The following is a 15,829-nucleotide window of genomic DNA, read 5'->3' as shown; positions in this document are numbered from 1 at the left end:
CCTTAACGAACGTAAGCCCTTAGGTGCGGCCCTCGCACCGAATCTTGAGGAGACAGACATGGCTATCATCAAAAAAGCATCGGCCCATTGGGAAGGTGATCTGAAAACCGGCATCGGCTCCATTTCCACGGAAACCGGCGTTCTCAGGGAAGCGCCCTACGGCTTTAAGGCTCGTTTCGAAGGCGGTAAGGGCACCAACCCGGAGGAGTTGATCGGCGCGGCCCACGCCGGGTGCTTCTCCATGGCTTTCTCGATGATTCTCGGTGATGCCGGCCTCACGGCTGACAGCATCGATACCAATGCCGAAGTGACCCTGGACCAGGTGGAGGGTGGTTTTGCGATCACGGCGGTGAAACTGATTCTCAAAGCCAAAATCCCCGGCGCCAGCCAGGCGCAATTCGAGGAGCTGAGCAACAAGGCCAAAGAGGGCTGCCCGGTCTCCAAAGTGCTGAACGCGAAAATCAGCCTGGATGCGACGTTGATCAGCTAAGCGTTGAAATGAAAAGATCGCAGCCTTCGACAGCTCCTACTGGCTTTGAGTGAACCTGCAGGTGCTGTCGCAGGTTGCGATCTTTTTTGCCTTGAAACAAAACAAGGCTCATAAAACTGTGGTCGAATAAATGACAGCAGCCAAAACGCTGAATCCTGCGTGCTGCTTCAAGGGAGCTTCAACCATGAAACGTTTTGCCTTGACGGTTATCTGTTGCGCACTGGCCACTTCGGCCCTGGCGGCGCCGAAACCCTGTGAAGAACTCAAGGCCGAAATCGAAGCCAAGATCCAGGCCCGCGGAGTGACGTCCTATACCCTGGAGATCGTCACCAACGACGAAGTACACGATCAGAACATGGTCGTGGGCTCGTGCGAAAACGGCACCAAAAAAATCATCTACCAGAAGAACGACCGCTGATGAGCCTTATGGCACACAGTTGATCTGGCGTTCTTCGGCAACAATTTCGCGTTTGGCGTTATACAAGCGAGCTTCGGGGGTGAACGCCATGGAGCGGGCTTGCAGCAGATAACGCTGGCCGGCTTCGAAATGATCGTAGTTGATGATCATGTAGCACAGCCTTTCCGTGCCTCCGTCGAACAAGTCCGAACCGCCACCAGGCACTTCAAAATCGAAGCGAACGGTCAATTCGTGGCTACCGGGCGTCAGCTGAAAAAAACGCCCGTCGCGCAATCGCTGACCGTCCAGCCGCTCGGCCATCAACAATTTATCGTTGGGAAATGGCGTAGAGAAATCGACCCACGCCATTTGCGGGTTGGCCGCCGGCATCGGGGTCGAACAGCCGGCAATGGCGCTCGCAGCGAGCAATAGCATCAACCTGCGCATGATGAATGTCCTGAATACTGGATATTCAGAATAGCGCCGATCAGGTGCGTTGACAGCCTGCCGGTGTGCCTTGGCCAATCACTTTTCGCTGCTGGTTGTAAAGCTTGGCCCACGGCCGAAATCCGATATTCCCCGCTTGCAACTGATAGCGCTCCCCGGCGTTGAAACCGCTGTATTTCACATTCATCTGGCAATCGCGCCACAGCGGCTCGGCGTCGGGACCAATGTTGGTGGGCTGGACCGGAAACAGGTAGCGCACCGTCAGCTCATGACTGCCGGGCTGCACCTCGAAATAGCGTTTGTCGATGGCGGCCTTGTTATCCACTTCCAGCGCTTGCAGGGCAGTGTCCTCCTGATGCGATTCGAGCTCGATCCACGCTTGGCTCGGATCATGGCGAGGTAATCCGAATCCAGCACAACCGGCCAGCATCAGCAGGCCTCCCGTCAGCATCAATTTGCGCATAGCGGAGCTCCAGTCAAGCGGGATAGTCTTGCGAGCAGACTCTCCAGGAATTTTTTATTTTGATCAGGCCGCGTCCAAGCCTTGGGTTACTTGATCGCGTTTTACGCATTTTGTTTCCGGGTGTGTTGCTTTTGTTGCTCAACGGTTGCTCCAGCGTCAGCTACTACAGCCAGCTGGCCAGTGGCCAATGGCAACTGCTGCGGGCACGGGAACCGGTTTCCAGCGTGATTGCCGATCCTCATCGAGATCAGAAACTGCGTGCTCACCTGGCTGAATCTCAAAAGGCCCGGACTTTCGCCAGCCAACAGCTGCACCTGCCTGACAACCAAAGCTACCGCTTGTACGCGGACATTGGCCGCCCCTTCGTCGTCTGGAATGTGTTTGTCACACCGGAATTCTCCCTGAAGCCGCAGAACCATTGCTTCCCTGTCGCCGGTTGCGTGGCCTATCGCGGTTACTACAGCCAGAGCGCGGCCCGTGGCGAGGCGGCGCTGCAACGAGTGCAGGGCATGGACGTGTCGATCGGTGGCGTCGAAGCCTATTCGACCCTGGGCTGGTTCAACGATCCGATCATGAGCTCGATGATGGGTTGGGGCGACGAGCGCCTGGCCACACTGATTTTTCACGAACTGGCGCATCAGCGTATTTATGTGAAGGATGACACTGAGTTCAACGAATCATTCGCCACCTTCGTAGAGCAGGAAGGTACCCGCCAATGGCGTGCCTACCGAAGCCTGCCGCCAGACACCGGGACGCAAGCACAACGACGGGATCAGTTCATTCAACTGGTGCTGAACGCCCGCACCCGGCTTGAAAATCTCTACACCCTGCCACTGCCACCCGAACAAATGCGCCAGCGCAAAGCGGAGGAATTCGAGCGTATGCGTGGCGAGTATCGACAACTACGTGACAGCCAATGGGCGGGAGATAAGCGTTACGACGCGTGGATTTATGCACCGATGAACAATGCACGGTTGCTGCCGTTCGGCCTGTACGATCAATGGGTGCCGGCGTTTACGGCGTTGTTCAAGCAGGTGGGTGGGGATTGGGTGAAGTTTTATACGCAGGTCGAGAAGTTGGGGGCGACGCCGGTTGAACAGCGTAAAGCGACGCTGCGGAACCTGACTGACTAGTAGCTCTGTGGCGAGGGAGCTTGTCGGATCGCCGAACCGTCCCGTTGGGCTGCGAAGCAGCCCCAAAATGCGACAACTGCATTTATCCAGGCACACTGCATTCATCAGTTTTACGCCTGCTGCGCAGTCGAACGGGAGCAAGCTCCCTCGCCACAACTCGGTATCAGCGCAAAAACGCCCGGTGCATCTCATCCAGCGTTTCAAAATGATAGGCCGGGGTCTCGACGCTCAACTCTTCGCGACTGCCAAACCCGTAACCCACTGCCACCGCGTCCAGCCCGTTGCTGCGTGCGCCGATCAGGTCGTGTTTGCGGTCGCCGATCATCAGGGTGTTGGTCGGTCGAGGCCTTCTTCGGCCATCAAGTGGGCGATCAGCTCGACCTTGTTGGTTCGGGTACCGTCCAGTTCGCTGCCGTAGATCACTTTGAAGTGTTTGGCGAAGTCGAAATGGCGGGCGATTTCCCGGGCGAAGACCCAGGGCTTGGAGGTCGCGATATACAGCTGTCTTCCTTGTCCGCCAAGGGTTTCCAGCAGCGGCATGACGCCATCGAACACGCGGTTTTCATACAGACCGGTGACCTTGAAGCGCTCGCGGTAGAAATTCACCGCCTCCCACGCCTTGGCCTCATCGAAGTCATAAAACTGCATGAACGCCTGCAACAACGGCGGGCCAATGAAATGTTCAAGTTTGGTCAGGTCGGGCTCATCGATACCGAGCTTGCTCAAGGCGAACTGAATCGAACGGGTGATGCCTTCGCGCGGGTCGGTCAGGGTGCCATCAAGGTCGAACAAAACGGTTTGGTAATGCATGAAAGTTCCTGGGCAATAGCGAGACATTTCAGATCTGGTCGTAGCCTTCGGCCAGATGCAGATCCTTGAGCTTCACGTAGTTCGCCGCACTGTAAGTGAAGAAGGCTTGTTCCTTGTCAGTCAGGGGCCGGATCTGTTTAACCGGACTGCCCACATACAGGAAACCGCTTTCCAGGCGTTTGCCCGGTGGCACCAGACTGCCGGCGCCGATGATCACATTGTCCGCGACCACCGCGCCGTCCATCACGATGCTGCCCATGCCGATCAACACCCGACTGCCGACGGTGCATCCATGCAGCATGACTTTATGAGCGATGGTCACATCATCGCCGATCAGCAACGGGAAACCGTCGGGGTTGAACGGTCCGGCGTGGGTGATGTGCAGCACGCAGCCATCCTGAACGCTGGTGCGCGCACCGATGCGGATGCGGTGCATGTCGCCGCGGATCACCGTCAATGGCCATACCGAGCTGTCTTCGCCGATCTCGACGTCGCCGATCACCACCGCCGAGCGGTCGACAAAAGCGCCTTTGGCGAGCAACGGCGTGTGGTTCTGATACTTGCGAAGGGACACGATAGGTTCTCTCTCTGTCGCTGATAGCTGCGGTGAGTGTCGATTGTAATTAAGATGGCTGCATGTTTCTTCCAGCCAAGGTGCCAACCGTGAGCGTGAACAACCCTCTTTTGCAGTCCTACGACCTGCCGCCGTTCTCCACGATCCGTGCCGAACACGTGCAACCGGCCATTGAACAGATCCTGGCTGACAACCGCGCCGCCATTATCGAGATCCTCAAGACCCAGGGCAAACAACCGACCTGGGCCGGCCTGGTATTGGCGATGGACGAACTCAACGATCGACTGGGTGCGGCCTGGAGCCCGGTCAGCCACTTGAATGCCGTGTGCAACAGTGCCGAGTTGCGCGAAGCCTATGAATCCTGCCTGCCGGCCCTGAGCGCCTACTCCACCGAACTGGGCCAGAACCGTGAACTGTTCCAGGCCTATGAAGCCTTGGCCAACAGCCCGGAATCCGCCGGTTTCGACGTGGCGCAAAAAACCATTCTGGAACACGCCCTGCGCGATTTCCGCCTGTCGGGTATCGATTTGCCTGAAGCCGAGCAAAAGCGTTACGCCGAAGTGCAGAGCAAGTTGTCCGAACTGGGCAGCCGCTTCTCCAACCAGTTGCTGGATGCGACCCAGGCCTGGACCAAGCACATCACCGATGAAGCCGCCCTCGCCGGCCTGACCGATTCGGCCAAGGCGCAAATGGCCGCCGCCGCCCAGGCCAAAGACCTTGAAGGCTGGCTGATCACCCTGGAATTCCCGAGCTACTACGCGGTGATGACCTACGCCCAGGATCGCGCGCTGCGCGAAGAAGTCTACGCGGCCTACTGCACCCGGGCGTCGGACCAGGGTCCGAATGCCGGTCAGAATGATAACGGCCCGGTCATGGAAGAAATTCTCGACCTGCGTCAGGAGCTGGCGAAACTCTTGGGCTTCGCCAGTTTCTCGGAGTTGAGCCTGGCGACCAAAATGGCCGAATCCAGCGATCAGGTATTGAGTTTCCTGCGTGACCTGGCCAAGCGCAGCAAGCCGTTCGCCGCTCAGGATCTGCAACAGCTCAAGGCTTACGCCGCTGAACAAGGTTGCCCGGACCTGCAAAGCTGGGACAGCGGTTTCTACGGTGAAAAACTTCGCGAGCAGCGTTACAGCGTTGCCCAGGAAGCCCTGCGTGCCTACTTCCCGATCGATAAAGTACTGAGCGGCCTGTTCGCCATCGTGCAACGTTTGTACGGCATCCAGATCGCCGAGCAAAAAGGTTTCGACACCTGGCACCCGGATGTCCGCCTGTTCGAGATCAAGGAAAACGGTCAGCACGTCGGCCGCTTCTTCTTCGACCTGTACGCCCGCGCCAACAAACGTGGCGGTGCCTGGATGGACGGCGCACGCGATCGTCGTCGTACCGCCGAGGGTGTGCTGCAAAGCCCGGTGGCCAACCTGGTGTGCAACTTCACCCCGGCCGACAGCGGCAAACCTGCGCTGCTGACCCACGATGAAGTGACCACCCTGTTCCACGAATTCGGTCATGGCCTGCATCACCTGCTGACCCGTGTCGAGCACGCCGGCGTCTCCGGCATCAACGGCGTGGCCTGGGATGCGGTCGAGTTGCCGAGCCAGTTCATGGAGAACTGGTGCTGGGAGCCGGAAGGCCTGGCACTGATTTCCGGCCATTACGAAACCGGCGAGCCTCTGCCTCAGGACCTGCTGCAAAAAATGCTCGCGGCGAAGAACTTCCAATCCGGCCTGATGATGGTGCGCCAACTGGAATTCTCGCTGTTCGACTTCGAACTGCACGCCACCCACGGTGACGGTCGCAGTGTGCTGCAAGTGCTCGAAGGCGTACGTGACGAGGTTTCGGTGATGCGTCCTCCGGCCTATAACCGCTTCCCGAACAGCTTCGCCCATATCTTCGCCGGCGGTTACGCAGCGGGTTACTACAGCTACAAATGGGCAGAAGTGCTGTCGGCAGATGCCTTCTCGAAGTTCGAAGAGGAAGGCGTGCTCAACGCCGAGACCGGTCGTGCATTCCGCGAAGCCATCCTTGCGCGCGGCGGCTCTCAGGAACCGATGGTGCTGTTCGTCGACTTCCGTGGCCGCGAGCCGTCGATTGACGCACTGTTGCGCCACAGCGGCCTGACCGAGGGCGCGGCAGCATGAGCGAGGGTCCCGTGATTACCAAACGACGCTTTATCGCCGGCGCGGTCTGCCCGGCCTGCAGCGAGCCGGACAAGTTGATGATGTGGAACGAAGACAGCGTGCCACATCGCGAGTGCGTGGCCTGCGGTTATTCCGACACGCTGAATGAACAAGGTCTGTCCGTGCCCAAGGAATTGGGCACGCGGGTCAATACGCCCGCGGTGAAAACACCGGATACCAAAGTGCAAGCCGTGCAGTTTTTTCCGAACCCAAAACTGAAGAAAAAGCCTGACGAGCAGCATTGAGTCGCAAAGACGCCCTTCCACCGCGCAAGGCGGTGGAGGGTGTTCCTACTGCAGATGGGCTGACTGGAACCAGTTCTTCATCGAACACGCCGCGAACGGGCTCGTGCTGCAATCGCCATTGGCCAACGCCGTGCGAAGCTTCTCGACATCAGCTCGCATCATGTAACGAACGCCATCCTTGAAGTGGGTACTGTCACCAAAGCCGCCTTCAGTCATTTCACTCAACGCATCCTCCTTGCTCCAACCCTGCACCACCACGCGGTACATGGCCGCCATCAGGCCGGTCCGGTCAGAACCATGCTTGCAGTGCATCAGCACCGGGCCATTGGCTTCGGCGGCTTGGATGGCACGCAGCACTTTGAGTACCTCGGCGTCATCGACATGATTCGTGCGATAGGGCAGTTGCACTTGGGTAATAGCAGGTGTGATCAACCAGCGTGAATCCGGCTCGGGCAGAAAATTGATCACCGTCGCAACCTTGAGTGTTTCCAGCAACGGCACCGTCCCACTGTCGGGCAGCGCGCTGCGGTAAAGCGTCGGCGACATCTGAAACAGGTTGTACTGCGCCTCGACCGGTTGCGCCCATTCCGAGGGGCGAGACACCGCGGAGTCGTCGGCATGGACGAAAGTGAACAATGCGGACAGTGATAACAGTATCGTCGCAATTGAAAGACGCGCGAAGGACATACCTGGACGACCATGGGAAAAGTGTGAATGCGCTCAGTGTCGCTACTTGCTGGTTAAAGGCCTGTGAGGTGCCTGTCAAAGAATTGTGAATTGGAAGCTCTATTTTGTTTTTGCCTTGAAATATACAGTTCAAAAAAATAAAAAAACGGCACAAAACCAAAGTGCCGTTTTATATCGCTGGCTATACAGCGTTACTTACTTGGAGAGCCAGATACATCTGCGGGTCAGGGGTTGATAATCTTCGAATAAGCTTTTGCCAGTCCCACCAATACCACCTTGTCCTGCGCGTCGATGTCGCCATCACCGTCAACGTCAGTGGGGCTTTTCATCGTAAAGGTGGCACCGCCGTCATTCGATACGGCCTCGCGAATGGTCGAGTCGAGCAAGGAACAGGTGACATCACCGATGACCGGGTCGTAGCCTTCTTCCTTGAGCGCAAACTGCATGGAAACCCGCATTTCCTTTGGGTTCACGATAGAAGGCCGTAATAACTGCAGAAATACACCACGTTGATTGTAATACGACATGAATAAATCCTTTTATTAATGAATACACGATCGTTTCGTGTGAAGTAGAGGGTACTGATGAAATAGCAGAACACTACCGGCGATATGTTTCCCGTCATGAACATCGGCGAACTGGAAACGCTCAAAAAACCTTTGAACGCCGAACGGCACTGGTCTGCCAGTCGAACCTCGGATACTGTATGCACATACAGCTAAAGGATCGCACTGATGGCTACCCCCCTGCCTCCACGCGGACGCGGCACCGCGACCAACCCGCACAACCGCTTCGCCCCCAACCGTTCGATGGCCGAGGACGATGGCTGGTATCAGGAAGTGCCGATGACCCAAGGTACCGAGGTGCGCATCGAGACGGCAAAAACCATCATCACCCGCAATAACTCGCCGGATCTGCCCTTCGATCGCTCGATCAACCCCTACCGTGGCTGCGAACACGGCTGCATCTATTGTTATGCGCGCCCCAGCCACGCCTACTGGGACCTGTCGCCGGGGCTGGATTTCGAAACCAAACTGATCGCCAAGACCAACGCCGTGGACGTGTTGGAGGAACAACTGTCCAAACGCGGTTATCAATGCGCGCCGATCAACCTCGGCTCCAATACCGATCCCTATCAACCGATCGAGCGCGAATACCAGCTCACCCGACAAACCCTCGAAGTGCTGCTGCGTTACCGCCATCCGGTAACCATCGTCACCAAGGGCTCGCTGATTCTTCGTGATCTGGACCTGCTGACCGAACTGGCCCGGCAAAGGCTGGTAGCGGTGATGATCAGCCTGACCAGCCTGGACGACGAACTCAAGCGCATCCTCGAACCCCGCGCTGCGGCGCCTAAAGCCCGGTTAAGAGCGATCAGGGTCATGCGTGACGCGGGAATACCGGTGGGGGTGCTGTGTTCACCGATGATTCCGATGATCAACGACAGCGAGCTCGAAAACCTGCTCGCCGAGGCCCATGCAGCCGGGGCACAAAGTGCTGCCTACATGATGTTACGTCTGCCGTTGGAAGTGGCCCCGCTGTTCGAAGAGTGGCTGGCCGCCCACTACCCGCAACGGGCTGCACATGTGCTGAGCCTGATTCGCCAGAGCCGTGGCGGTGAGTTGTACGACAGTCGCTTCGGGGCACGGATGCGTGGCGAAGGCCCCTTTGCTGACTTGCTGGCGCAGCGCTTTGCCAAAACCATCAAGCGCCTGGGGCTCAATAATCGGGGTGGCTTCAATCTGGATTGCACAGCCTTTTGTCCGCCGGGTCGCCAAATGTCACTGATTTGAGGACAATTGGCCTATGGTTGAGTACTGGGAAACCCGTGCAATCTTTAGGCTGGTCACGTTTTGCGTGACCTGGAACAGGCGTGCTAGAGCGTTTTATTCAGTTTCAATTAAGATTCGGCAGCTACCTTGTTCATCGAGTGACTGACGGGTCGGGCTTTTTGACCTGGATGTTTTTAACCAGCCACTGGCTTCACACCGGACAACACGGAATGACTTCCTGAGTCCGCCAAAGAGGATGAATCATGAGTGACAAGGATAAACAGCCGTTGGCTGCGTCGGTTTCTGCCCAACCCGCGGTGGAAAGCGCCGATGCAGCGTTGAAGCACATCGTTGACGGCTTTTTGCATTTTCATCATGAGGTCTTTCCGCAGCAGGAAGAACTCTTCAAAAAACTCGCCACGGCCCAGCAGCCACGGGCGATGTTCATTACCTGCGCCGACTCGCGCATCGTGCCCGAGCTCATCACCCACAGCTCGCCTGGCGATCTTTTCGTTACCCGCAACGTCGGCAACGTCGTACCGCCTTACGGCCAGATGAACGGTGGTGTTTCCACGGCCATCGAGTACGCGGTGCTGGCGCTGGGCGTACAACACATCATCATCTGCGGCCACTCCGATTGTGGCGCGATGCGTGCGGTACTCAATCCCGACAGCCTGGAAAAAATGCCCACGGTCAAAGCCTGGCTGCGGCATGCGGAAGTCGCGAAAACCATGGTGCACGACAACTGCAACTGCGCCGACGAAAACGAGCGCATGCATGTCCTTACCGATGAAAATGTCATCGCCCAATTGCAGCACTTGCGGACCCATCCCTCGGTAGCCTCGCGCATGGCGAACGGTCAACTGTTCATCCATGGCTGGGTCTACGATATCGAAACCAGCGAAATCAAAGCTTACGACGCGGATCAGGGTTGTTTCCTGCCGCTCGACGGCAGCCATCCGATTCCGGTGGCGACGCCCAAAGCGCGCTTCTAAATCCTCCTAACCATCTGTGTGGTTTGACGCCGGCCGCTGTTTCAGCGGCCCGGCCTTGCCATGCCTGAAGAAATCTTCGGGAGAATCACCATGCGTGCTGCTCAACTCAAAGCTGTTCTGCCACGGGAGCTGCTGGCTTCGGTGGTTGTTTTTCTTGTCGCCCTGCCCTTGTGCATGGGCATTGCCATCGCTTCGGGACTGCCTCCGGCCAAAGGCCTGATCACCGGGATTGTCGGCGGTCTGGTCGTGGGCTGGCTGGCGGGTTCTCCGCTGCAAGTCAGCGGTCCCGCGGCAGGTCTGGCTGTGCTGGTGTTCGAACTGGTGCGCCAGCACGGTGTGGCCATGCTCGGGCCGATCCTGCTATTGGCGGGGTTTCTGCAACTGGTGGCCGGGCGCTTGAAGCTGGGTTGCTGGTTTCGGGTCACCGCGCCTGCGGTGGTGTACGGCATGCTCGCCGGGATTGGCGTGCTGATCGTGCTTTCGCAGGTGCATGTGATGCTCGACGCCGCACCGAAACCCTCCGGCCTGGATAACCTCACGGCATTCCCCGGTGCGGTGGCCCAGGCACTGCCGTCGTTCGGCTGGCAGGCCGGTCTGCTCGGACTTTCGACCATCGCCGTGATGTGGCTGTGGGAAAAACTGCGCCCGCACTCACTGCGCTTCATTCCCGGGGCGTTGCTCGGGGTCGGTCTGGCAACGATCGCCAGCCTGATGCTGGCATTGCCCGTCAAACGGGTCGAAGTACCCGCCAACCTGGCCGAAGCCATCGACTGGCTCAAACCTGCGGACCTGCTCAATCTGGCTGATCCCACATTATTGATCGCCGCGTTCGCCGTGGCCTTCATCGCCAGTGCCGAAACCCTGCTGTCCGCCGCCGCCGTGGATCGCATGCACAGTGGCCAGCGTTCGGACTTCGACCGTGAACTGTCGGCTCAAGGTGTGGGCAACATGCTTTGTGGATTGCTCGGTGCGCTGCCGATGACCGGGGTGATCGTGCGCAGCTCGGCCAACGTCCAGGCCGGTGCCACTACCCGCTACTCGACGATTTTCCACGGGCTGTGGTTGCTGGCGTTCGTGTTGCTGCTGTCGAGCGTGCTGCAAAGCATTCCGGTGGCGAGCCTGGCCGGTGTGTTGGTCTATACCGGCTTCAAACTGGTGGACCTCAAGGTTTTCCGCGGCTTGGGTCGTTATGGCCGAATGCCCATGTTCACCTACGCCGCGACGGCATTGGCGATCATCTTCACCGACTTGCTGACCGGCGTACTGATCGGTTTCGGCCTTACCCTGGTGAAACTGGCGCTGAAGGCTTCACGGCTGAAAATCAGCCTGATCGACCTGCCTCGGGACGGCGAAATGGAGCTGCGCCTGGTGGGCGCGGCGACCTTTCTCAAAGTGCCGGCGCTGACTCGAGTGCTGGGCAGCATTCCACCCGGCGCAACGGTGCATGTGCCGCTCAACAACCTGAGCTACATCGATCATTCGTGTCTGGAATTGCTGGAGGAGTGGGGTCGGGCGAATGCGGCCAAGGGCTCGAAGTTGTTGATCGAATCCCGAGGGTTGAAGCGCAGGCTTGAAGGACGGGTGCGGACCAATACCGGTATCGGCGCGGCTGGCTAAAAAAACCTGTGGGAGTGAGCCTGCTCGCGAAAGCGTTCTGTCAGTCGACGTAAGTGTTGAATGATCAAAAGCATTCGCGAGCAGGCTCGCTCCCACCTGTTCGGAGGTGAACTACGCCACGGTTTGATCCAGCTCCAGACCCACACCCAGGCGGCGGGACATGCACGGCCAGCGTTTCCACGCGGCGCCAGTGTCCGGGCTGCTGAGCTTCTCGCGGTAGGTTTCCACCGACTCCAGCGCAAAGCTTTCGTCGTCGAGCATCTCGTCCACCGTGTGATGCACGGCCTCGTCCAGTTGGTTGGCAAATTCCTCACCGATCAGCTGGTGAGCAATCAGATTGGCGACCGTCATGTCCAAGGGGATCAGTGGCTGGCCGAAATGCTTGATGTACAGGTCGTTGACCTCTTCGACAAACCGATGCGCCAGGTAAGCTTCGTCCAGCAGGCTGTCGAGCCCGACGTGCCCGGCCATGATCGCCGGCGGCTGGAGGAAGTACTGTTCGGCGATTTTCAGCACCGGTTTGATCTGTGACTCGATGCCCGCTTCCCTGGCGACTTCATTGGCTGCTTCCAGCAGATCAGGAACTTCGTCGATATAGGCGGCGACAAAACGTGTCAGCACGCCGTTAGCGTCCGCTTCCGGCAATTGGATCGCCGGGTGTAGATGAGGCAGCTTGCTTTCCAGCTGACGGGTCAGCAGGCCGGTTTCGGCTTCGTGTTGTTGGGCTTTTTGGATCTGCTCGCGCAATGCGGCGGTGTTCATGAAAACTCCAGGAAACAAAGGCAATGAAATAGGGAAGACATAACTTAGCCGGCTTACGAAAAATGCTAAGACGCATTTGTCATAATTGTTTCATCCTTGAGACGCCTCCGTTATATCGGTTTGCCACCACTCGTCTGCATCCTTCTCCATTCGTGACCTGCAAAGCAAGTTAATGCTGTTTCAGATGATTTACGCCTTCACATTGCCAGCTGAGAGTCGCTGTCTATACTCGCTCATGAATGGAGTTAGCTGATGACGCCCGACTGCACTGCAGCAAGGCCCGGCGATTCAAGTTCGTAGTCTGATGCAGCCGCTCCCTTGCCGCAGGTGAAAGCCGGCGGGATAACAAGAACGATAAGGGGAACCCGCAATGATGCGACATCCACATGTCTGGATGGGCCTCCTGTTGTGGTCGATTTTCAGTCAGGCGCAAGCGGCCTGGACTGTGAATATGGCGCCTGGAGCGACTGAAATCAGTCACGCTGTATTTGACCTGCACATGACCATTTTCTGGATCTGTGTAGTGATCGGCATCATCGTCTTTGGCGCCATGTTCTGGTCGATGATTCTGCATCGCCGCTCGACCGGGCAGGTCGCCGCAAAGTTTCATGAAAGCACCACCGTCGAAATCCTCTGGACCATCGTGCCCTTCATCATTCTGGTGGCCATGGCGGTTCCGGCGACCGCGACCCTGATCAAGATGTACGACGCCAGTGAGCCGGATATCGATATCCAGGTCACCGGCTATCAGTGGAAGTGGCACTACAAATACCTGGGCCAGGACGTCGAGTTCTTCAGCAACCTGGCCACACCCGCCGACCAGATCAACAACAAGGAAACCAAGGGCGAGCACTACTTGCTCGAGGTCGACAAGCCTCTGGTGCTGCCGATCGGCGCCAAGGTGCGTTTCCTCGTGACCTCCGCCGACGTGATCCACTCCTGGTGGGTGCCGGCCTTCGCGGTCAAGCGCGATGCGATCCCGGGGTTCGTCAACGAAGCCTGGACCCGCGTTGAAAAACCCGGCCTCTACCGTGGTCAATGCGCCGAGCTGTGCGGCAAGGACCACGGATTCATGCCGATCGTGGTCGAGGTCAAGGAAAAGGCCGATTACGAGAAATGGCTGGGCGAGCGCAAGGCTGAAGCCGCGCAACTCAAGGAGCTGACCAGCAAGGAATGGACCCTCGACGAACTCAAGGAGCGCGGCGACAAGGTCTATCACACCACTTGCGTAGCCTGTCACCAGGCCGAAGGCCAGGGCTTGCCGCCGATGTTCCCGGCGCTCAAGGGCTCGAAAATCGCCACCGGACCGAAAGACGCTCACCTGGGCATTGTCTTCCATGGCAAGCCAGGCACTTCGATGGCGGCGTTCGGCAAGCAACTCTCGGAAGTCGATATCGCAGCGGTCGTGACCTACGAACGTAACGCCTGGGGCAACAACAAGGGCGACATGGTCACGCCTAAAGAAGTGCTGGAGCTGAAACAGGCGGAAAGCAAATGACCCGGTCTATTGCGTACATCAGGAACCGGTCGGGGCAACGCGCCCCGGCCCGCCCAGCCCATCTGTTTGCAGGAGACAGGACATGACTGCTGTAATTGATGACCCTGTTCATACCCACACCGACCACGCCCACGGCCCTGCCAAAGGCCTGATGCGCTGGGTGCTGACTACCAACCACAAGGATATCGGCACGCTGTACCTGTGGTTTGCCTTCGCCATGTTCCTCCTGGGCGGCACCTTCGCGATGGTGATTCGCGCCGAACTGTTCCAGCCGGGGTTGCAGATCGTCCAGCCGGAATTCTTCAACCAGATGACCACCATGCACGGTCTGGTGATGGTGTTCGGTGCGGTGATGCCGGCCTTCGTCGGTCTCGCCAACTGGATGGTCCCGCTGATGATCGGCGCGCCGGACATGGCCCTGCCGCGAATGAACAACTTCAGCTTCTGGCTGCTGCCGGCGGCGTTCATTTTGCTGGTCTCGACCCTGTTCACCCCCGGTGGCGGGCCGAATTTCGGCTGGACGTTCTACGCGCCGCTATCAACGACCTATGCGCCGGAAAGCGTGACCTTCTTCATCTTCGCCATCCACTTGATGGGGATCAGTTCGATCATGGGCGCGATCAACGTGATCGCCACCATCCTCAACCTGCGCGCCCCCGGCATGACGTTGATGAAAATGCCGTTGTTCGTCTGGACCTGGCTGATCACTGCGTTCCTGCTGATTGCGGTAATGCCGGTGCTGGCCGGATGCGTGACGATGATGCTCATGGACATCCACTTCGGCACCAGCTTCTTCAGTGCCGCCGGCGGCGGTGACCCGGTGCTGTTCCAGCATGTGTTCTGGTTCTTCGGCCACCCCGAGGTGTACATCATGATCCTGCCGGCCTTCGGTGCCGTCAGCTCGATTATTCCGGCGTTCTCGCGCAAGCCGCTGTTCGGCTACACCTCGATGGTCTACGCCACGGCGAGTATCGCGTTCCTGTCGTTCATTGTCTGGGCGCACCACATGTTCGTGGTGGGCATTCCGCTGGTGGGCGAGCTGTTCTTCATGTACGCCACGCTGCTGATCGCGGTGCCGACCGGGGTCAAGGTGTTCAACTGGGCCAGTACCATGTGGCAGGGCTCATTGACCTTCGAGACGCCGATGCTGTTCGCGGTGGCGTTCGTGATCCTGTTCTCCATCGGCGGTTTCTCCGGGTTGATGCTGGCCATTGCCCCGGCGGACTTCCAGTATCAGGACACCTACTTCGTGGTCGCGCACTTCCACTACGTACTGGTGCCGGGGGCGATCTTCGGGATCTTCGCTTCGGCCTACTACTGGTTGCCGAAATGGACCGGCCACATGTACGACGAAACCCTGGGCAAGCTGCACTTCTGGCTGTCGTTCATCGGCATGAACATGGCCTTCTTCCCGATGCACTTCGTGGGGCTGGCGGGCATGCCGCGGCGGATTCCGGACTACAACCTGCAATTCGCCGACTTCAACATGGTGTCGTCGATCGGTGCGTTCATGTTCGGCGCCACGCAGATCTTCTTCCTGTTCATTGTGATCAAGACCATTCGCGGCGGCCCGCCTGCACCGGCCAAACCGTGGGATGGGGCTGAAGGCCTGGAGTGGAGCATTCCGTCACCGGCGCCGTATCACACATTCACCACGCCGCCGGAAGTGAAATGAACACCATGACCTTTGTGGGAGAGAGCCTGTGTGGCGAGGGAGCTTGCTCCCGCTCGGCTGCGAAGCAGACGCAAAGGTTTTGGG

The 15,829-nt window shown here is 58.3% G+C and carries 16 protein-coding genes and 1 pseudogene; 10 read left to right on the top strand and 7 right to left on the bottom strand.

Going from position 1 to position 15,829, the window contains the following annotated elements; translation table 11 throughout:
* Window positions 1-58 precede the first annotated feature (58 nt).
* Window positions 59-490: an OsmC family protein gene (locus ACW9HW_RS03745; protein WP_095194444.1), complete on the top strand. Its 432-nt coding sequence runs from the start codon at window positions 59-61 to the stop codon at window positions 488-490.
* A gap of 184 nt (window positions 491-674) precedes the next feature.
* Complete coding sequence (locus ACW9HW_RS03740; protein WP_095194445.1) at window positions 675-908, top strand: DUF1161 domain-containing protein; 234 nt, start codon at window positions 675-677, stop codon at window positions 906-908.
* Window positions 909-914: 6 nt separating this feature from the next.
* Here ACW9HW_RS03740 and ACW9HW_RS03735 read toward each other — a convergent pair whose 3' ends face one another.
* Entirely contained in the window at window positions 915-1,334 is a 420-nt protein-coding gene (locus tag ACW9HW_RS03735) for a PA0061/PA0062 family lipoprotein (protein WP_095194446.1), read from the bottom strand.
* Between the two features lie 40 nt (window positions 1,335-1,374).
* Window positions 1,375-1,797: a PA0061/PA0062 family lipoprotein gene (locus tag ACW9HW_RS03730; protein ID WP_095194447.1), complete on the bottom strand. Its 423-nt coding sequence runs from the start codon at window positions 1,795-1,797 to the stop codon at window positions 1,375-1,377.
* Between the two features lie 59 nt (window positions 1,798-1,856).
* On the opposite strand from ACW9HW_RS03730, the gene ACW9HW_RS03725 reads away from it, so the two are divergent.
* Complete coding sequence (locus ACW9HW_RS03725; protein ID WP_457398454.1) at window positions 1,857-2,930, top strand: aminopeptidase; 1,074 nt, start codon at window positions 1,857-1,859, stop codon at window positions 2,928-2,930.
* Window positions 2,931-3,093: 163 nt separating this feature from the next.
* Here ACW9HW_RS03725 and ACW9HW_RS03720 read toward each other — a convergent pair.
* Both ACW9HW_RS03720 and ACW9HW_RS03715 read right to left on the bottom strand, forming a co-directional pair.
* Window positions 3,094-3,740, bottom strand: a pseudogene (locus ACW9HW_RS03720) (HAD family hydrolase).
* A 28-nt stretch (window positions 3,741-3,768) separates the two neighbouring features.
* Window positions 3,769-4,314 carry a gamma carbonic anhydrase family protein gene (locus ACW9HW_RS03715; RefSeq protein ID WP_095194450.1) on the bottom strand — a complete coding sequence of 182 codons (546 nt, stop codon included), beginning with the start codon at window positions 4,312-4,314 and terminating at the stop codon, window positions 3,769-3,771.
* Window positions 4,315-4,403: 89 nt separating this feature from the next.
* Here ACW9HW_RS03715 and prlC point away from each other — a divergent pair, with 89 nt between their 5' ends.
* Together prlC and ACW9HW_RS03705 are read left to right on the top strand one after the other, a co-directional pair.
* Window positions 4,404-6,455 carry an oligopeptidase A gene (gene prlC, locus ACW9HW_RS03710; RefSeq protein WP_457398451.1) on the top strand — a complete coding sequence of 684 codons (2,052 nt, stop codon included), beginning with the start codon at window positions 4,404-4,406 and terminating at the stop codon, window positions 6,453-6,455.
* Entirely contained in the window at window positions 6,452-6,739 is a 288-nt protein-coding gene (locus tag ACW9HW_RS03705) for a YheV family putative zinc ribbon protein (RefSeq protein WP_095194451.1), read from the top strand. Before prlC ends, ACW9HW_RS03705 begins: the two co-directional genes overlap by 4 nt.
* Window positions 6,740-6,784: 45 nt before the next feature.
* On the opposite strand, the gene ACW9HW_RS03700 is transcribed toward ACW9HW_RS03705, so the two are convergent.
* Window positions 6,785-7,426 carry a phosphatase domain-containing protein gene (locus ACW9HW_RS03700; RefSeq protein WP_095194452.1) on the bottom strand — a complete coding sequence of 214 codons (642 nt, stop codon included), beginning with the start codon at window positions 7,424-7,426 and terminating at the stop codon, window positions 6,785-6,787.
* 224 nt (window positions 7,427-7,650) lie between these two features.
* A complete protein-coding gene (locus ACW9HW_RS03695) occupies window positions 7,651-7,953 on the bottom strand; it encodes a hypothetical protein (protein ID WP_095194453.1) in 303 nt (100 codons plus the stop codon).
* 207 nt (window positions 7,954-8,160) lie between these two features.
* On the opposite strand from ACW9HW_RS03695, the gene ACW9HW_RS03690 reads away from it, so the two are divergent.
* The 3 genes from ACW9HW_RS03690 to ACW9HW_RS03680 all read left to right on the top strand — a co-directional run bounded on the left by ACW9HW_RS03690 (window position 8,161) and on the right by ACW9HW_RS03680 (window position 11,810).
* The gene (locus ACW9HW_RS03690) at window positions 8,161-9,219 is read left to right on the top strand and encodes a PA0069 family radical SAM protein (protein ID WP_457398446.1); all 1,059 of its coding nucleotides are present in this window, start codon (window positions 8,161-8,163) and stop codon (window positions 9,217-9,219) included.
* Between the two features lie 242 nt (window positions 9,220-9,461).
* Window positions 9,462-10,193 carry a carbonic anhydrase gene (locus tag ACW9HW_RS03685; protein WP_095194455.1) on the top strand — a complete coding sequence of 244 codons (732 nt, stop codon included), beginning with the start codon at window positions 9,462-9,464 and terminating at the stop codon, window positions 10,191-10,193.
* Window positions 10,194-10,283: 90 nt separating this feature from the next.
* Window positions 10,284-11,810, top strand: a complete 1,527-nt coding sequence (locus tag ACW9HW_RS03680; RefSeq protein ID WP_095194456.1) for a SulP family inorganic anion transporter — start codon at window positions 10,284-10,286, stop codon at window positions 11,808-11,810.
* Window positions 11,811-11,921: 111 nt separating this feature from the next.
* Here the strand turns inward: ACW9HW_RS03680 and ACW9HW_RS03675 are convergent, their stop codons facing one another.
* On the bottom strand, window positions 11,922-12,572 hold the full coding sequence (locus tag ACW9HW_RS03675) for a hypothetical protein (protein WP_457398443.1): 651 nt from the start codon (window positions 12,570-12,572) through the stop codon (window positions 11,922-11,924).
* A gap of 370 nt (window positions 12,573-12,942) precedes the next feature.
* On the opposite strand from ACW9HW_RS03675, the gene coxB reads away from it, so the two are divergent.
* Together coxB and ctaD are read left to right on the top strand one after the other, a co-directional pair.
* Window positions 12,943-14,070 carry a cytochrome c oxidase subunit II gene (coxB, locus tag ACW9HW_RS03670; protein ID WP_095194458.1) on the top strand — a complete coding sequence of 376 codons (1,128 nt, stop codon included), beginning with the start codon at window positions 12,943-12,945 and terminating at the stop codon, window positions 14,068-14,070.
* An 82-nt stretch (window positions 14,071-14,152) separates the two neighbouring features.
* Window positions 14,153-15,745, top strand: coding sequence for a cytochrome c oxidase subunit I (ctaD, locus tag ACW9HW_RS03665; protein ID WP_095194459.1), 1,593 nt, complete (start codon window positions 14,153-14,155; stop codon window positions 15,743-15,745).
* Window positions 15,746-15,829: the final 84 nt, after the last annotated feature.

The sequence above is a fragment of the Pseudomonas sp. SDO5532_S415 genome, assembly GCF_054071155.1.
Note: the sequence above shows the minus strand (reverse complement) of the source record. Positions and strands in the feature narration are given on the sequence as shown.